Consider the following 15,977-nt stretch of genomic DNA (forward strand, 5'->3'; position numbering starts at 1 on the left):
CTATCGAGCAAGGTGCCGCAAAGCCCTATGCTGCCGGGAACAGTTCCTTGGAATCCAGTTCCTTCTTCAGCCGGGATTCCAAGGTCTGGAACAAGGATTCGGCAAAGGTTTCGGTCAGGTGCGAGTGGTCCCAATAGGCCACGATGCCACCGACTACCGCAAAGCAGCGTCCGTCCTCGCACAGCTGGTCATTCATGTCGACATCAATAATATTCGGCTTATCCAGGGCCTTCACGGCGTCGACCTGCGGATCCATCGGAATCCATTGCTTCGCCTCGCCACTGCATTCGCTGAATTCGCCATCGCTGGAGGCCACGCAGTCAGGCACATTCTCCACGGTCTCCCCCGGGAAGGACGTATCCCGGATGACCGCTACAGCGGCGCCGGTGCCGGCCCAGTCCTGGAGAATCTTCTCGTAGGCCTGCTGGGCAGGTTCAGCGGTGTTTTCCATTTCGTATCCGGAAACCGGAAGGGACTGGCGGTTGGAGCTGATCACCAGATCGTAGTCTTCCTTTTCGATCTGCTTGGTCACCCAGCTGCCATAGTCAGCGCAGCCCTTTTCCCGTGCCTCGGAATCAAAGACCTGGGGTTCACCCATGACGGCGCAACGGCTGGCCAGATAGGTATCAATACTCCAGCCATTCTTCTTCGCCATCGGTTCCAAAGCAGGAATCCACTGGCCTGCATGCGAGTTTCCAACCAGTGCCACCTTGATCTTGCCATCACCGTAGTTGCATACCGGGCGGTCCTTGTAGTCGGCGTCCTGGCTGGCGAAGCAATCATCCTTGTAGACAACCGGCTTGTCGGTCTTCGCAACTACCGGGGCGGGAGCCACCGGCTGGTAGGCCGTCTCGATATTCACTGCTTCACCGCATGATTCACTGAGCGACGCGGCACCGAAGCAGTCTTCGCCCAGCTCCTTTTCGACCTGGGCCAAGGCCTTGTCGACGTCTTGGGCGTCATTGATAATGCGTTCGGTGTTGAGGTAGAAAGCTCCGGCAACCAAAGCCAAGACGAGGCTGCCCGTGGCAAGGAAGCGTGGCGCCGTGAGCAGTACCGAGGCGTCAATGAACTTACGGAATCGAACCTCGACAAGCTTCTGCGTCAAAACAGCCAAAACCAGCGTCAAGGCCAGGGCAATGATCTTCTGGGGCCATTTGAAGTCATCGACCATGAACGGCATCAGGATCAATAGCGGCCAATGCCAGAGGTAGATGGCATAGGAATTGTCACCGAAGAACTGGAACGGCTTGCTGCTCAAGAACATGTTCGGCGAGTACTTGTGCGTGGAATGGCAGAGCAGGATCAGTGCGGTGCCGAATACTGGAATCGCTGCAATGTATCCGGGGAATGGCATCTGCCCGGTGAAGGCCACCGCGCTGAATGCGATGGCAAGGACTCCGCCCCACGACCCGATCAAGCTCATCGCATCCTTCTTGGCCGCATGCGCACGCGTTCCCAAGGCCGCCACCAGGGCGCCTGCCGAGAATTCCCAGACTCGGGTAAAGGTCGAGAAGTATGCGCTGCCCGGTTCAGTCGCGGTTGCGTATAGCGAGTATCCGAAGGAAATCAAGAAGACGGCGCTGATCCCGGCCAACGCGGCGGTTGCCGGCTTGATTCCGGACTTGATGGCGGCAAAGATCAGCAGGCCGATCAGAATTGGCCATACGAAATAGAACTGCTCTTCTGCAGACAGGGACCAGAAATGCTGGAAGGGGCTTGGAGCTTCGCCTTCGGCAAGGTAATCGACCTTGGTCAGTGCCAGGTACCAGTTCTGGAAGTAGAACGTCGCGGCCATCGCTTGCAGTCCCCAGTCCTGCCACACCGTGGACGGTGCGAAGAACCAGATACCCAAGACGCTGGCCAGGATCACCAAGAAGGAGGCAGGGATGAGCCGCTTGACTCGCCTCATCCAGAAATTGACGACATCGCCAATGTTCTTCGGCGGCTTGGCGAGCAGATGCGAAGTGATCAGGAATCCCGAGATCACGAAGAACACGTCGACTCCGACGAAGCCGCCGGGCAGATAGTGCCCCCAGAAGTGGTACAGCACAACAACACCTACGGCGATGGCGCGCAGGCCCTGGATGTCCATGCGGAAAGCTCTGGGCTGAGGGTCCTGCTTGACTGGTATGGGCAGGTCTTGGTTCGACGACACTTCTGGATGGATCCTTTACCGGCTGGTCTGGCCGCACGGGGGCATCCAGAATCAACCGGAGTATCCCTCATGCAGTGCGTACAGATTGAAGGGACACACTTCCCCAGAAAACATCTTTACCCAAGTAATCTGGACGTTTTCTGTAGCGCTGGTCACTGCTTCCTTGGGTGACCTGCGGCCAGAAGGCGCCGGAAAAGTTCCATTCACTCACTGACTAGATCTTTTCCGTGGAGGCCCCAAGGAGAGTTTCGGACCCGGGATCGAGTGGTGTGACTGACCTCACTGCAAGATTTCCTTGATTCCAACCCCTGTGTGCGCCCCATGGCCCAACAGGAACAAAACCGCTCTGTGCAGGAATTGCAGATGCGCAGCGCCCGCTTAAACAAGATCTCCCCGCCATTTCAAATGGCGGGGAGATCAAGAAAATATGGAATTATCGATTAGCCTTCGAGCAGTGCGTCCACGAAGTCTTCCGGGTTGAATGGCGCTAGATCATCCGGACCCTCGCCCAATCCCACCAGCTTCACCGGAACACCGAGCTGACGCTGGATAGCCACGACGATGCCGCCCTTGGCAGTGCCATCGAGCTTGGTCAGCACGATGCCCGAAACGTTGACAACCTCGGAGAAGACCTTGGCCTGCTGCAGGCCGTTCTGCCCGGTGGTCGCATCGAGGACCAGCAGGACTTCGTCAATGGTGGCCTTCTTCTCGACCACGCGCTTGATCTTGCCCAGCTCGTCCATCAGGCCGACCTTATTCTGCAGGCGGCCAGCGGTGTCGATCATGACGATGTCGACTTCCTGCTCGATGCCCGCGGAAACGGCTTCAAAGGCAACGGATGCCGGGTCGGCGCCGTCGATCTCGGAACGAACGGTAGGCACGCCCACGCGGTCGCCCCAGGTAGCCAGCTGCTCGGCGGCGGCGGCACGGAAGGTATCGGCGGCGCCCAGCAGGACGTCCTTGTCTTCAGCAACGAGTACTCGCGCCAGCTTGCCGATGGTGGTGGTCTTGCCAACACCGTTGACCCCGACCACCATGATGATGCTTGGGCGGTCCGGATGCGGTTCAGGCAGGTAGCTGCGGTCCAGGCTCGGATCCACCAGCTTGAGCAGTTCCTCGCGGAGCATTGCCTTGACGCGAGCCGGGTCCTTGCTGCCTTCAATCTTCACTCGTTCACGCAGTGCGTCAACAAGCTCAAGCGCAGGCTCGGTACCCAGGTCTGCCATCAGCAGATTTTCTTCAATCTCTTCCCAGACATCCTCGTCAATCGAGTCTTGGCTGAGCAGGGCCAGCAGGCCCTTGGAGAACATGCTGTTGGATTTGGTCAGTCGCGCACGCAGCCGGGCCAGACGGCCCTGCACTGGTTCTGGAACATCGAGCTGTGGCGCAGCAGGTGCGGCAGGCTCTTGGACCGCGACAGGCGCATCGCTTGCACCGGCAGTGTCCGCTGCGGCATCAGTATCGCCCTCAGCGCTCTGGCCAGCTGGCAAGTCGTCTGCATCGCGCTCTGACGTATACGGAGTCTTGGGCTTGCGGCCCTTGGTGACGAAGGCAATGACGCCAATGGCCACCACGGCAACAACCGCGACAATGATGATGGTTAATATAAGCGAATCAGACACGCTCTAAATCGTCTCATATCTCCAACGATTTAGGGATCATATGGCAGGCAGCACCAGCATCAGCACATTTTGCATTCAAGGCTAGACTGGCAGGTGGGTTGCTTAGCCCCGTTCGTCGTTCCAGAAAGGCTGAGGGTTACTGCTCGCTGAGCGGCAGAACCATCTGTTCAATTGATATGGCATTGAAAACCACCCGTGCTGCCAAGGCGCCCATCCCCCAAGAGATCAGCGTATTGCTGGTAGCGGCATTCATCATCGCATTGGGTTTCGGGCTCATCGCCCCCATCTTGCCCCAGTATGCAGTGAGCTTTGATGTCGGCAATGCGGCCGCCACTATTATCGTCAGCATTTTCGCCTTCACCCGATTGATTTTCGCACCGGTAGCAGGCGTCCTGGTAGGCAAGCTCGGCGAGCCCAAGATCTACGTCACCGGCGTTCTGCTAGTTGCGGTATCGACTTTGCTTTGCGCTGTGGTCCAGGACTATACGCAGCTATTGATTGCTCGTGGACTGGGCGGGTTCGGGTCGACCATGTTCACCATTTCAGCCATGGCATTAATTGCGCGCCTGGCTCCGGAGAAATCCCGTGGACGCATCTCGGGCTTGTATGCCGGCTCGTTCCTCTTGGGCAACGTCTTCGGCCCGGTTCTTGGAACCTTGCTTGCCCCGCTGGGCATGCGTATTCCGTTCTTGATTTACGGCACCGCCCTGGTCATTGCCGCAGGCGTGGTCTACATGGCCTTGGGCCGTCGCCGCGATCTGGATGCAGATGCGGCAAACCCGCGATCAAGGCATTCCGATATCGAAGTGGTGACCACCCGCGAGGCGCTGGTCTCCCCCGCCTACCGGGCGGCATTGTTCTCCGGGTTCAGCTACGGCTGGCTGGCGTTCGGCGTGCGCAACAGCATGATCCCGCTTTTCGCCTTGGCCGTGTTCGGCCAAACCATGGGTGCCACGGCCGCCGGAATCTCCATGACGGTGTTTGCCATCGGCAACGGTTGCGCGCTGGTGTTCTCCGGCCGCCTGACAGACAGCATTGGACGCAAGATCCCTGTGGTCCTTGGCATGAGTGTCCTGCTCGTGTCCATTGGCGCGATGGGGTATTCGACGTCCCTGGCTGGCTTCATCGTCTTCTCGGTCCTGGCCGGCATTGGCGGCGGGCTGCTGGGCCCAGCTCAGCAAGCGTCCGTGGCTGACGTAATTGGTTCCGGCCGCAACGGCGGCAAGGCGCTGGCCGGATTCCAGATGTGCACCGATCTAGGCTCCATTATCGGCCCACTGCTGGCCGGGGCCATGGCCGACATGATCAGCTTCCAATTGGCCTTCAACATTTCGGCTGTCGTGGGCTTAGTCGGTGTGATTGCCTGGCTGTTGGTTCCGAAGACCATAAAACCGGTGGAATTGGCCGATTAAGCAATTCCGCAGTTTTAGATTTCCCTTGGCATCGGCGGCGATATTAATTCCCGGAATCTTGCCGGGAAACATCGGGTAGATATACTAGCAAAGGCTTTCGCCATTTCACTTGCACTCGATTATTCAGGGGAATCCATGCCGGCTATCCGGACGCGACGATCCAAAGCTCTATCAATTGCGGTTATAGCCGCACTTTCCATCCCGCTTTCTGCTGGTCCGGGGTTCGCCTCGCCAACAGAAGAGCCCTCCGCCCAACCTGTTCAGTCTCCCTCGCCCACTGCTACCGTGGCTGATGCGCCGGAACCAACTTCTACGCCATCGCCCGCGGCCGAGGCCACCGGGACCAGCACCAGCGAAGTTGAGACCAAGGCGCCATCACCAAGTGCGCCGACTGCTATTGCCACCCCAGCAGCTGAAGAAATTTCCAAGGCACTGTCCAAAGACGATGATCTTTCCACGAAAGAACGCGTACAGCTAGCCGACAAGGCGCTGGCCGAAATGGAGCTCGAGCACCTCGATGCCCAGCTGGGCCAGGGTGCCAAGCGAATTGCCGAAACCGGTGACGCGACGATCCCTACCATGGACGAGCTAGCGGATCTCGCGAAGCTGTCTTCAAATGATTCTGCGACTTCCGTTCCATTCCAGGTGGGCGCGCCAGCTTCCCTTGACGAGTTGCGGACCTGGCGTCCACCGGGCACCCTTGGGATCGATGTTTCCCGCCATCAGGGCGACGTGAACTGGTCCACTGCCAAGGCAAACGGGGCACGTTTCGCCTACATCAAGGCCACCCAGTCGTGGCCTTCTTCCTTGTACAAGGACCCGAAGTTCAGCCAGAACTACACCAAGTCGCGCAGTGCCGGCCTGATTCGCGGTGCGTACCATTTCGCCATGCCTGCCCATTCTTCCGGTGCCGTTCAGGCCAGGGAATTCATGACCAACGGTGGCGGTTGGACCAATGACGGGTACACCATGCCGCCACTGCTGGATATCGAGTGGAACCCGTACAACAAGACCGCATATCCGCAGGGCAAGGGTGATATGTGCTACGGCATGACGCCTTCCCAATTGGTTACCTGGATCAAGGACTTCGGCAATACTGTCAAGGCCAAGACCGGTCGCCTGCCGATGATCTACACGGCCCAGTCGTGGTGGGATGAGTGCACGGGTGATTCTGAAGCGTTCAAGTCCTGGCCACTGCATGTCTCGATCTTCCCCACCGCTGACGTTGCGAAGAATCCCCGCGAACTTCCTGAAGGCTGGACCACGTTCAATGTCTGGCAGTATTCTTCCAACTCCAATATGTTGGGGTCAACGAAGAATGTGGATGCCAACGTGTGGAACGGCGATCTGACGTCGCTGCGCGACTTTGCGAAGAACCGCCGCAGCACGCAGTACAAGCTGACTACCAGCTACTTTGGCAATATGGATGTCTGGCCGACTCGCTTGGGCCCATCGCGCATGTCTGGCGCCAACCGCTATGGAACGCCTGTTGCGATCTCCAAGCGCACCTTCCCCTACGGGGCCAAAACTGTTGTCGTGGCTTCCGGCGAGCACTTCGCTGACGCACTATCAGTTACCTCGCTGGCCAACCGCCACAATGCACCGCTGTTGCTGACCAAGCAGGCCTATCTGCCGAGCGCAGTGGGTGCGGAAATCAAGCGGCTCAATCCGTCCCGCATCATCATTGCAGGTGGCCCAACCGCAGTCAGCAGCAAGACGTTCACGCAGCTGAAGAAGTATGCACCGGTATCCCGAGAAGCAGGAAACACGCGCTATGGAACCAGCGCAGAGATTGCTACGAATTGGTCTTCTGCCAAGAACGTGTTTGTGGCATCTGGACGCTCGTTCCCTGATGCCCTGTCCATGGCAGCTGTCGCGGCAGACCGCAAGGCTCCATTGCTGCTGAGCAGTAAGAAATACGTGCCAAGCACCATCTTGAAGCAGCTCAAGCGCCTGAATCCCTCCACCGTGTACTTGGCTGGTGGGCCACTGGCAATATCCAGAAATGCGGAAAACGAGATCCGAAAAGCGCTTCCGAATGCCAGGATCGCTCGTTACGGCGGAGAAACACGTTATGACACCAGCGCTGTCATCGCGAAGGCCTTCTGGCCAAATGGTGCGCAGCGCCAGTTCATTGCCAACGGCAAGAGCTTCCCCGACGGACTGAGCGGTGCCGTTGCTGCAGGCTACAATGGCGCGCCCATGCTGCTGGCTAAAAAATCCTGCCTGCCCAAGTCCATAGGTTCAGCGCTGACCGGCATGGAAGGTTGGACTAATGTGCTGATTGGCGGTCCACTGGTTCTCGACGAGACTGTGGCCTACCGAAATGACGGCTCCCTAAATACGTGTTCGTAGGCGTTGCGAGTTAGGGTTCGCCTAGCTGCACAGAGGCTCGTAGTTGCTGTTTGGGGCAACTACGAGCCTCTCTGTGTTCTGCAGGAGGGTGCCTGTCCCGGGGAAGGCGGACAGCCCGGCTCCCTATAGCTCCGTGCTACTTAGCTTGGCGAGCATCTATGCTCATATATCCATTGGCCGTTGCGTAGACCAGCAAGCCCGAGAATTCCTGGCTCGCAGCGCTTTTCCCCATCTTGATCCGCTTTGCAGGAACGCCCTGATACTCGATGAAGATGTTGCCCAAGCGAGAAATCGATTCAAGCACGGTGGCACGCGGGAAAGATGCAGTGAGCCGCGATCCGCTTTCGTCAACTGCAAGCTCTCCCCTTGCCACGGTTTCGGTGTCCCGATCCCTTATATGAATGCCGATTGGCGACGGTCCCGAGGCTGGAAAATCGACAACCAAAGAAATGCGTTCAGCAGTATTTTCGACCGAAACAACTGCAGGCGCTTTCTCGGAATCCATTTTATTCTGGGCAAGCTGCTCCAGGTATTCCAAGTCGCCGGCGAGGATGGCGTCGACCAGCTTTGCCTCTTGCGGCTTGAAGAGCGCTGCAGAATTATCCAGTTGGAAGGTTTCCAAGAAACTCTTGTGGCTCGACACCCATGCTGCGCGCTGTTCTGCGGTATAACGCAGGAAACGTTGTCCGTCATAGAAACGCAAACCCTTGCGAACGAACAATCCGGCAATGCGCTTCCTTGCCACTTCCAGATCCGGCCCCGTGTACGTCGCGATAGTCTGCGCGATCTTGGTCAAGGAACCTACATAACCGGCAGGATCGATTTGCTGCGTACTAATATTCTGGCCGTCCGACCTTAGCCGGATCTCGTAGTAGTTGTAGTCGCCCAGGATGCTGATTCGCCGAGCAGCGGAATATGCTTCGACCATGGCGATGCCATCTTCAAGCCTGACTTTTTCTTCGACAAAGCGGATGCCATGCGAATTGAGAAGCCGTCGCCGGATCATCTTTTGCGGCGAAAGGGTCCGCAGAATAAAGTCGTAGTCCACATCGAGAATTGTTTTTTCAAACAGCTTCGCTTGAACTCTCCGGCCGTCCAAACCGACCATTTTCGGAACGAGGACATCCACGTCATGCTCCAGCGCAAATGAAGTCATGCGCCTGAGCGCTTGGGGACCGAGCCGGTCATCACTGTCGATGAAGAAAACATATTCTCCACGCGCATTTTCAATGCCTACATTGCGCGGCTTGCCCGGCCAACCACTGTTCTCTTGATGCAAGGCGATGAAGTTCGAATTTCGCTTCGCATAGACATCCAAAATCTCTCCACCAAAATCCGTCGAGCCATCATCCACTGCAATGACTTCAAATTCTTCTGGCTTCAGGTCCTGGGCTTCCAGAGAATTAAGCAGTTCCGTAAGGAACGGCATGGCGTTATAAACGGGAATAACCACACTCACCAATGGAGAAGATCCCTGGAGCATCGACCCGCTCGGGAGGACATCCTCCTCCCCTGTTTCCCGATGTGCAGGACTCTTCAAAACAGCAGGGTTATCATTGATACGTTTACGGAAAAATGCCATGTCATCCTCAGTAGAGACAGTGAATTACGGAGCATGCAAGTTCGCCCCTGCAAATCCCTACTTTACCGCAATAGCTACGTCGTCACAGCTCGTTCCATTTTCTGGCTAATCACTGTAGAAACCCCGTCTCCGCGCATAGTGACGCCGTACAGGGCATCAGCTACTTCCATGGTCTTCTTCTGGTGGGTAATCACAATCAGCTGCGAAGACTCGCGCAACTCTTCGAAGATCGTGATCAGGCGTCCCAAATTCATATCGTCCAAGGCCGCCTCCACCTCGTCCATCACGTAGAACGGCGACGGGCGAGCCTTGAAGATGGCGACCAGCAACGCGACAGCAGTCAGCGAACGCTCGCCACCGGAGAGCAGCGAGAGCCGCTTGATCTTCTTGCCGGCCGGACGCGCTTCCACCTCGATGCCTGTGGTGAGCATATTCTCGGGATCGGTGAGCACCAGCTGGCCCTCGCCGCCTGGGAAGAGGCGATCGAAGATCCGCCTGAACTGCACGGCGGTGTCGTTGTAGGCTTCGGTGAACACCCGCTCGACGTGGGAATCAACGTCGGCAATGATCTGCTGCAAATCCCCTCTGGACTTCTTCAAATCCTCGAGCTGGCCGGAGAGGAACTTATGGCGTTCCTCCAAGGCAGCGAACTCTTCAAGTGCCAACGGATTGACTTTGCCCAAGGCCGCCAGGTCGCGTTCGGACTTCTTCAGCCGCTTTTCCTGCTCGACGCGATCATATGCCCGGGTGCCGACAGGATTGCCTTCTTCATCAACGTTTTGCCGCAGCGCGCCCCACTTGTCATCTTCGTCGAGGGCCTCCGGAATCAGCTGGTCTGGACCGTAGTTGGCGATGAGGTGATCAGGGGTGTATCCGAGTTCTTCCAGGGCCTTGGTCTCAAGATTCTCAATGCGCATCCGCAGTTCCGCACGGGCCATCTCATCACGATGCACAGCATCAGCAAGACGGGCCAGCTCGGCGGAGAGCTGCTCCGCTTCCTTGCGTTGGCTGCCCAGCATGGATTCCAGTTCGGATTTCTTTCCAGCCAGCTCTTCGCGTTCTTGGCCAGCCATCGATACCGATACTTCAATGAAACGCAGGACGCGCTCAGCAGCTTGCTCAATACGGATCGCATTGGCTGCTTGCGCCTTGCGCTGCTCCGCTCGACGAGCTGCAACTTCACGGTGATTGCGCTCAGCTGCCGCAGTGCGGCGCAGACCCTCAACGCGCGAACGCAACGCAGAAACGCGCTCTTCACTACTGCGCAAGGCAAGCCGGGCTTCTAATTCCTGCTGTCGTGCCGCGGCTGCAGCATCTGCAAGAGCCGCTCGTGCCGCGTCATCAACGGTTTCTTCATCTTGATCCGTTGAAGCTAGCTCCATGCGCTCGGTAATCTCTTCCAGAGATTCCTGCTCGATTTCCAGCTTCTCCAGCGTTGCTTCGAGCTTTTCTTCCAGCTTGGCTTTGTCCGATCGCGCGCTGCGAAGTTTCTGTCCAAGACGTGCCAAATACGAGGATAATTCATCAATGGCGGCATCAGATTCAGCCAGCGCCGACAGGGCCTCATCGCGTTGTTGCTGAGCGATGGAAAGCTCTGGTCCCCGCTGAGCCAATCTGTGCTCGACTGTGGAAAGTTCTTCCTGGCACTGGGAGAGTTCAGTTTCCGTCTGTTCCACTAAGGCCTGCTGCGCGATCAGGGAAGCGCCTGCTGAGTCCCCCACGGAACTGCGAACTGCCGAAACAGTGATGCCATCCAAGGTGGTGAGCAACGCAGATGGGTTCTGCACCAAGGCCGCAGGAGCTTGGCTCATTTCCTCAATGATGTAATGGCCAACAAGAAGCTGATCAAGCAAGCTATCCAGTGGGCCATCGGCAGCTACAACTTCACGAGCACTGACGGCATTAGGCATTGCAGTAGCCTTTGCACCACTTGGCAGAACTTCGGCGTGCAGGAATACTTGGCTGGCCTGCTGCTGTTGCAGGGCTTCGATGAGCTCCAACGCATCACCAAGGTTCTTGGCTACCAAAGCTTCTGCACTGTCACGCAAAATCGCGGCGATGGCCTGTTCATATCCCGGATTAACCGTAATCAGCTCCCCCAAACGGCCGAGGAGCAGTCCGGATGTTGATCCAAGAAGCTGTGATGACTGATCATCTGGTTTGGAGTTCAACTTCAGGGCTTCAAGGCGAGCACGCAATCCGGAAACACGCACCGATAGCTCGCGTTCACGCTGACTATCGGCATTGTGCTCTTCTGACAATGCTGCGTGTTCCCGATCAGCACTCTCAAAATCGATATTCAGTTGGGCTTCGCCCGCCAATTGTTTTTCAAGATCACTGGCAACTTCTGCGTGAGAGCGCAAATCCAGTTCAAGGTCCGAGTCGAAGGACTGGACGCTTTCCTGGAGGCGGGATATTTCGGCCCGGGTCACGTCGACACGGCTGCGTGCGGAAGCCACCTGCGAGGCGAGCCGTGACATGCCTTCTCGACGGTCCGCCGCGGCACGGAGCATGGCAGCCATCCGCTGCTGTTCGGCGCGTGATGCTTCCTCGGCCTGCTCTTTAGCCTCTACAGCTTCAGCAAGAATCTCGTGGCGGTCTTCAAGAGCTTCTTCAAGTTCCTCAAGTTCTTCGCTCATTCGCTCAGCTTGAGCTTCCAAACGCTCAGGATCACGGCTGGAATCGAAATGGGTTTCATTGCTTTCCAGCAATTTCCCGCGTTCACGAGCCAACGCGGCCAGCGATCGATAACGCTCTGCCTGCGTGCTCAACGAAACCCACGTTTCCTGGATCTGAACCAGTCGCGGGGTAATGGTTTCCATCTGGGCAGTCAGTTCAGCGATGTGCTTCTTGATGCGTTCCAGGCGTGCCGCAGCGTCTTCTTGCTGAGCTTGGATTTTGGATTCGTCATCAATATCCTGGGCCAGCTTGTTGTTCAGTGTGACCAAATCATCTGCCAGCAGACGGGACTTTGCATCCCTGACATCAAGCTGCACCGTCTGCGCACGGCGAGCGATTTTCGCTTGCCGTCCCAACGGAGCCAATTGGCGGCGAACCTCGGCGCTCAAATCCTCAAGACGATCCAGATTTCCCTGCATCGCTTGCAGCTTGCGCAGGGTTTTCTCCTTGCGCCGTCGGTGCTTGAGCACGCCGGCCGCTTCCTCGATGAAACCACGCCGATCTTCAGCGGTAGCGTGCAAGATGCGGTCCAGCTGTCCCTGACCGACAATCACATGCATTTCTCGACCCAGACCGGAATCCGAAAGCAGCTCTTGAATGTCCAGAAGACGGCAAGAACTTCCATTAATGGCGTATTCGGATCCACCAGTACGGAACAGCGTGCGGGAGATAGTGACTTCTGCATAGTCGATAGGCAGCTGGCCATCAGAGTTATCGATTGTCAGGGACACATGGGCACGGCCCAGTGGTGGGCGGCCAGAAGTGCCAGCAAAGATCACGTCTTCCATCTTGCCGCCGCGAAGCGTCTTGGCACCCTGTTCACCCATGACCCAGGACAGCGCGTCAACCACGTTGGACTTGCCGGAACCGTTAGGTCCTACAACAGCCGTGACGCCCGGTTCAAACTCAAAAGTGGTCGCCGATGCGAAAGACTTGAATCCGCGAACGGTGAGAGTCTTGAGATGCACGGCGTGAAGTTCCTATGTTTGGGCGAAATCGCTAAAGTTGGGTTGGGCAATCAAACCCAATCCTTGTCGCAATTCTAGCGAAGCGCACTGGGGATTATCTGGTTGTGCTCGCAAAATCCGAGGAAGAAAATCGAGGGATAGATCATTCTATGAGCATTCTGACGCAGATTGACCAGTGGCCAAGTGACAACGCGGTATCCGTGGTGGTGAACGGCAATGGTGCAATCGTTGACCAGCACGGTGATACTGCCCGTGTTTACCCCTTGGCTTCGGTGACCAAGTTGCTCAGTGCCTACACGTTCTTGGTTGCTCTGGAAGAAGAAGCCATCACCCTCGAAGACCCTGCAGGGCCAGAGGGTTCAACCGTGCACCACCTATTGGCGCACACAGCCGGGTATGACTTTGATTCCGGAACCATCCGCTTTGCCGTAGGGACTAAACGCGGATACTCGAATTACGGCTTTGAAAAGCTCGCAGAGCATCTGGAACAACAGACCAGAATCAGCATGGCCCAGTATGCCCAGGAAGCGGTCTTCGCTCCCCTGGGGATGGCTGATACAGAAATTGCCGGCAGCTGCGCAAAGGATGGCCGATCCACCGCTGCCGACCTGGCAAAATTCGCTGCCGAACTTTTGACCCCAACTATCGTGGCGCAAGAAACATTGAGCGAGGCAACGCGTGTGCATTTCGAGAACCTCGCTGGAATTCTGCCCGGCTATGGCCGGCAGAACCCGAATGACTGGGGACTCGGGTTTGAGATCCGATCGTCCAAAGCGCCGCACTGGACAGGCGCAAGCCATCCAGCGTCCACTTATGGACACTTTGGGCAGTCTGGTACGTTCCTCTGGGTGGACCCTAAACATCGTCTGGCCTGTGTGACGCTCACCGATAAAAGCTTTGGCCAGTGGGCTGTTGACACTTGGGCCCCGTTCAATGACCAAGTTCTAGTCGCCACGAAAATTACTCGGAATAACTAGTTATTCCGAGTCAGTCTGCCTACGATCCTTTAGTTTGATCTTCGATCAAAACAGCTAGACTGATCAACAGATATAGAAACAGTGTGAATCACAGCTATTCTAAGCATAATCACTATTACAGCTCACTCCTTTCAACACCTATCATCCAGAACTAACGAGGATTTCAATGACTGATAAAAACTACAGGCAGTGGCAAGTTCTGCACTACGTATGGGACAACTTGTCAGATTTTAAAAATCGCTGGATTATGCTACCGGGGATCCACACCATTCAATTTGGTAAAGATGAATCCCCAATTGACATTTATGTAAATGAATATATTAATGCGTCAGATTTTAAAGCACAACCAGTGTTCTTCACAGGTGCCATCTCTTCACGAGGAGATAAGAAAGGGCCATTCTTTTCCGGACTGGGACTGACGAACAATAAAAAACTTCCACTAATCGCCGTCGCGGACCCAAGCCTCGATGATGACGCTTCCTTAAGCCTAGCTTGGTACACAGGTGGTCCAACCGACAACTTCACAGCTAATCTACTCGCGACTTTAACTGTCCTTCAGGAGAGCCTTAAACGCGAGTTGATTTTCATAGGTGGATCAGGAGGTGGATTTGCTGCGCTAAATATCGCTTCAAGGTTCAAAGGAGACTCGACCGCGCTGGTTTGGAATCCACAAACGGATATATATGAATACGCAGAACGCTTCGTAAAAGCATACTTGAGAAGTCGGTTTAATTTCGCCTTTGCGACTTTAGGCTCACCCGATTGGAAACAATTTTGTAAGAGCAGAACCGATTCCAAAGTACACACCCACGTTTTGCGAAGCCAGACTCTTACCGCGCCCCGACGTGTTATTTACCTTCAGAACAGTGCTGATTGGCATCGGAGCAAACACCTCAAGCCCCTCTGGTCAATGACGACGCAAAAAGAACTACAAGAAGGGATCAATTCGCTGGACGATAATCACATCGTCTTCGTCAGGGAATTCGCCGAAGGGCACGCACCACCACCGTCCACCCTAATCGGTAGCCTCTTGGAACAATTAATGGACCTCTCGATGAATGCCAAAGATTTAAAATTCTAAGAAGCAAACTCAAATTGACTTCATCAAAAAACGGAAGCCAGTGAGACTGACAATGCTTCCCGCTAAGCAGCTCGCACTGTCCGACCTAGGTTCATCCCTCGAAAATTGCCCATGTTTTCGATATGAAGAAGAGCGGGACACTCCTACCCTAAAGCCGGAGTCACGAAACAAAATGCGCGCTCCTCGTTTACCCGCAATGGGTCAAATGAGATTTCGTTGCGATAACACGAAGCCATCGACCGTCAAAATAACTATCCAGCCCCAGATAAGGTCCTCGATATGCTGAATCGTACCAGGAACATTAAGAAGCACTCTTCCCGCGGTAGACGCATATTTGACGACTTTGATAGCGCACTTCGTGCAGGTCTTTCTGAAGGGCTTACCATTATCAAATCCAACGGACGATATTTCGATTTCTATTTCGAAGACCGAAATTCTCCGGTGACCCTTGTCACATTCCATGCGGCAACTGGACCTAAAACCGTTGAGTATCCTATTTTTACCGGATCGCGTTTCGCTGAGAAGCTCGGTGTCAACTTACTCGCCTTCGCCGACTCCGCTTGTGGCGGAGCAGAAAAACTACTCACTTTTTGGCACCAAAGCACCAAACGAGTTCCGTCTGGTAAGTTCATCCCGTCAATCATCGCCCTGACACAACGTCCCGGGCAAGAAAAACATCTTATTTTTTTTGGTTCCTCCGCTGGCGGATATGCGGCTCTTCATTACAGTACCTACTTTCCAGAGTCAGTTGCATTAGTGATGAATCCTCGCATTGAACTTCTCGGAAAACCTGATCGCTTTGACGACTACTCCCGAAAAGCGTATCCGGGATGGAACCCACAAATGATTGCCGCAAAAATTCCAACAAGCATGTCAAAGTGGTACGCCAAAGGAAGAGAAAATACCGTGGCATACATACAAAATACTGGTGACAGACTGTATTACGAGAATCATTTCTCGCGCTTTGAGGCTGCTACGCGTGAGCAATCAAATATTCATTTTAAGATCCAGAATTGGGGAAAGGGGCACATAGTCCCTCCTGCGAACGAATACATGGAACCTCTTAAGTCACTCGTTAACCATGCTCCGAATTGGAACGCAGGGCTATCAAATTTTGCCAGTTGAGGCACCCGTACTTCCAGT

The 15,977-nt window shown here is 55.5% G+C and carries 9 protein-coding genes; 5 read left to right on the forward strand and 4 right to left on the reverse strand.

Annotated features, from left to right (window positions below; genetic code table 11):
* Window positions 1–25: 25 nt before the first annotated feature.
* Both ACIOU9_RS05925 and ftsY read right to left on the reverse strand, forming a co-directional pair.
* Window positions 26–2,158 carry an acyltransferase family protein gene (locus ACIOU9_RS05925; protein WP_402696276.1) on the reverse strand — a complete coding sequence of 711 codons (2,133 nt, stop codon included), beginning with the start codon at window positions 2,156–2,158 and terminating at the stop codon, window positions 26–28.
* Between the two features lie 440 nt (window positions 2,159–2,598).
* Entirely contained in the window at window positions 2,599–3,780 is a 1,182-nt protein-coding gene (ftsY, locus tag ACIOU9_RS05930; RefSeq protein WP_105657694.1) for a signal recognition particle-docking protein FtsY, read from the reverse strand.
* 176 nt (window positions 3,781–3,956) lie between these two features.
* Between ftsY and ACIOU9_RS05935 the strand changes: the two genes are divergently transcribed.
* Entirely contained in the window at window positions 3,957–5,192 is a 1,236-nt protein-coding gene (locus ACIOU9_RS05935; RefSeq protein ID WP_332727421.1) for an MFS transporter, read from the forward strand.
* 285 nt (window positions 5,193–5,477) lie between these two features.
* The gene (locus ACIOU9_RS05940; protein WP_402696277.1) at window positions 5,478–7,547 is read left to right on the forward strand and encodes a cell wall-binding repeat-containing protein; all 2,070 of its coding nucleotides are present in this window, start codon (window positions 5,478–5,480) and stop codon (window positions 7,545–7,547) included.
* Between the two features lie 136 nt (window positions 7,548–7,683).
* Here the strand turns inward: ACIOU9_RS05940 and ACIOU9_RS05945 are convergent, their stop codons facing one another.
* Together ACIOU9_RS05945 and smc are read right to left on the reverse strand one after the other, a co-directional pair.
* The gene (locus ACIOU9_RS05945; protein ID WP_402696279.1) at window positions 7,684–9,129 is read right to left on the reverse strand and encodes a glycosyltransferase family 2 protein; all 1,446 of its coding nucleotides are present in this window, start codon (window positions 9,127–9,129) and stop codon (window positions 7,684–7,686) included.
* A 74-nt stretch (window positions 9,130–9,203) separates the two neighbouring features.
* Window positions 9,204–12,776 carry a chromosome segregation protein SMC gene (smc, locus tag ACIOU9_RS05950; RefSeq protein WP_133833476.1) on the reverse strand — a complete coding sequence of 1,191 codons (3,573 nt, stop codon included), beginning with the start codon at window positions 12,774–12,776 and terminating at the stop codon, window positions 9,204–9,206.
* 104 nt (window positions 12,777–12,880) lie between these two features.
* Here smc and ACIOU9_RS05955 point away from each other — a divergent pair, with 104 nt between their 5' ends.
* The 3 genes from ACIOU9_RS05955 to ACIOU9_RS05965 all read left to right on the forward strand — a co-directional run bounded on the left by ACIOU9_RS05955 (window position 12,881) and on the right by ACIOU9_RS05965 (window position 15,959).
* Window positions 12,881–13,753, forward strand: coding sequence for a serine hydrolase (locus ACIOU9_RS05955; RefSeq protein WP_286172112.1), 873 nt, complete (start codon window positions 12,881–12,883; stop codon window positions 13,751–13,753).
* A 166-nt stretch (window positions 13,754–13,919) separates the two neighbouring features.
* Window positions 13,920–14,834, forward strand: coding sequence for a hypothetical protein (locus ACIOU9_RS05960; RefSeq protein ID WP_133833477.1), 915 nt, complete (start codon window positions 13,920–13,922; stop codon window positions 14,832–14,834).
* Between the two features lie 279 nt (window positions 14,835–15,113).
* Window positions 15,114–15,959 (forward strand): hypothetical protein, encoded by an 846-nt coding sequence (locus tag ACIOU9_RS05965; RefSeq protein WP_133833478.1) that lies wholly within the window; start codon window positions 15,114–15,116, stop codon window positions 15,957–15,959.
* Window positions 15,960–15,977 lie beyond the last annotated feature (18 nt).

The organism is Glutamicibacter sp. NPDC087583 (assembly GCF_044743685.1).
Taxonomy (GTDB): domain Bacteria; phylum Actinomycetota; class Actinomycetes; order Actinomycetales; family Micrococcaceae; genus Glutamicibacter.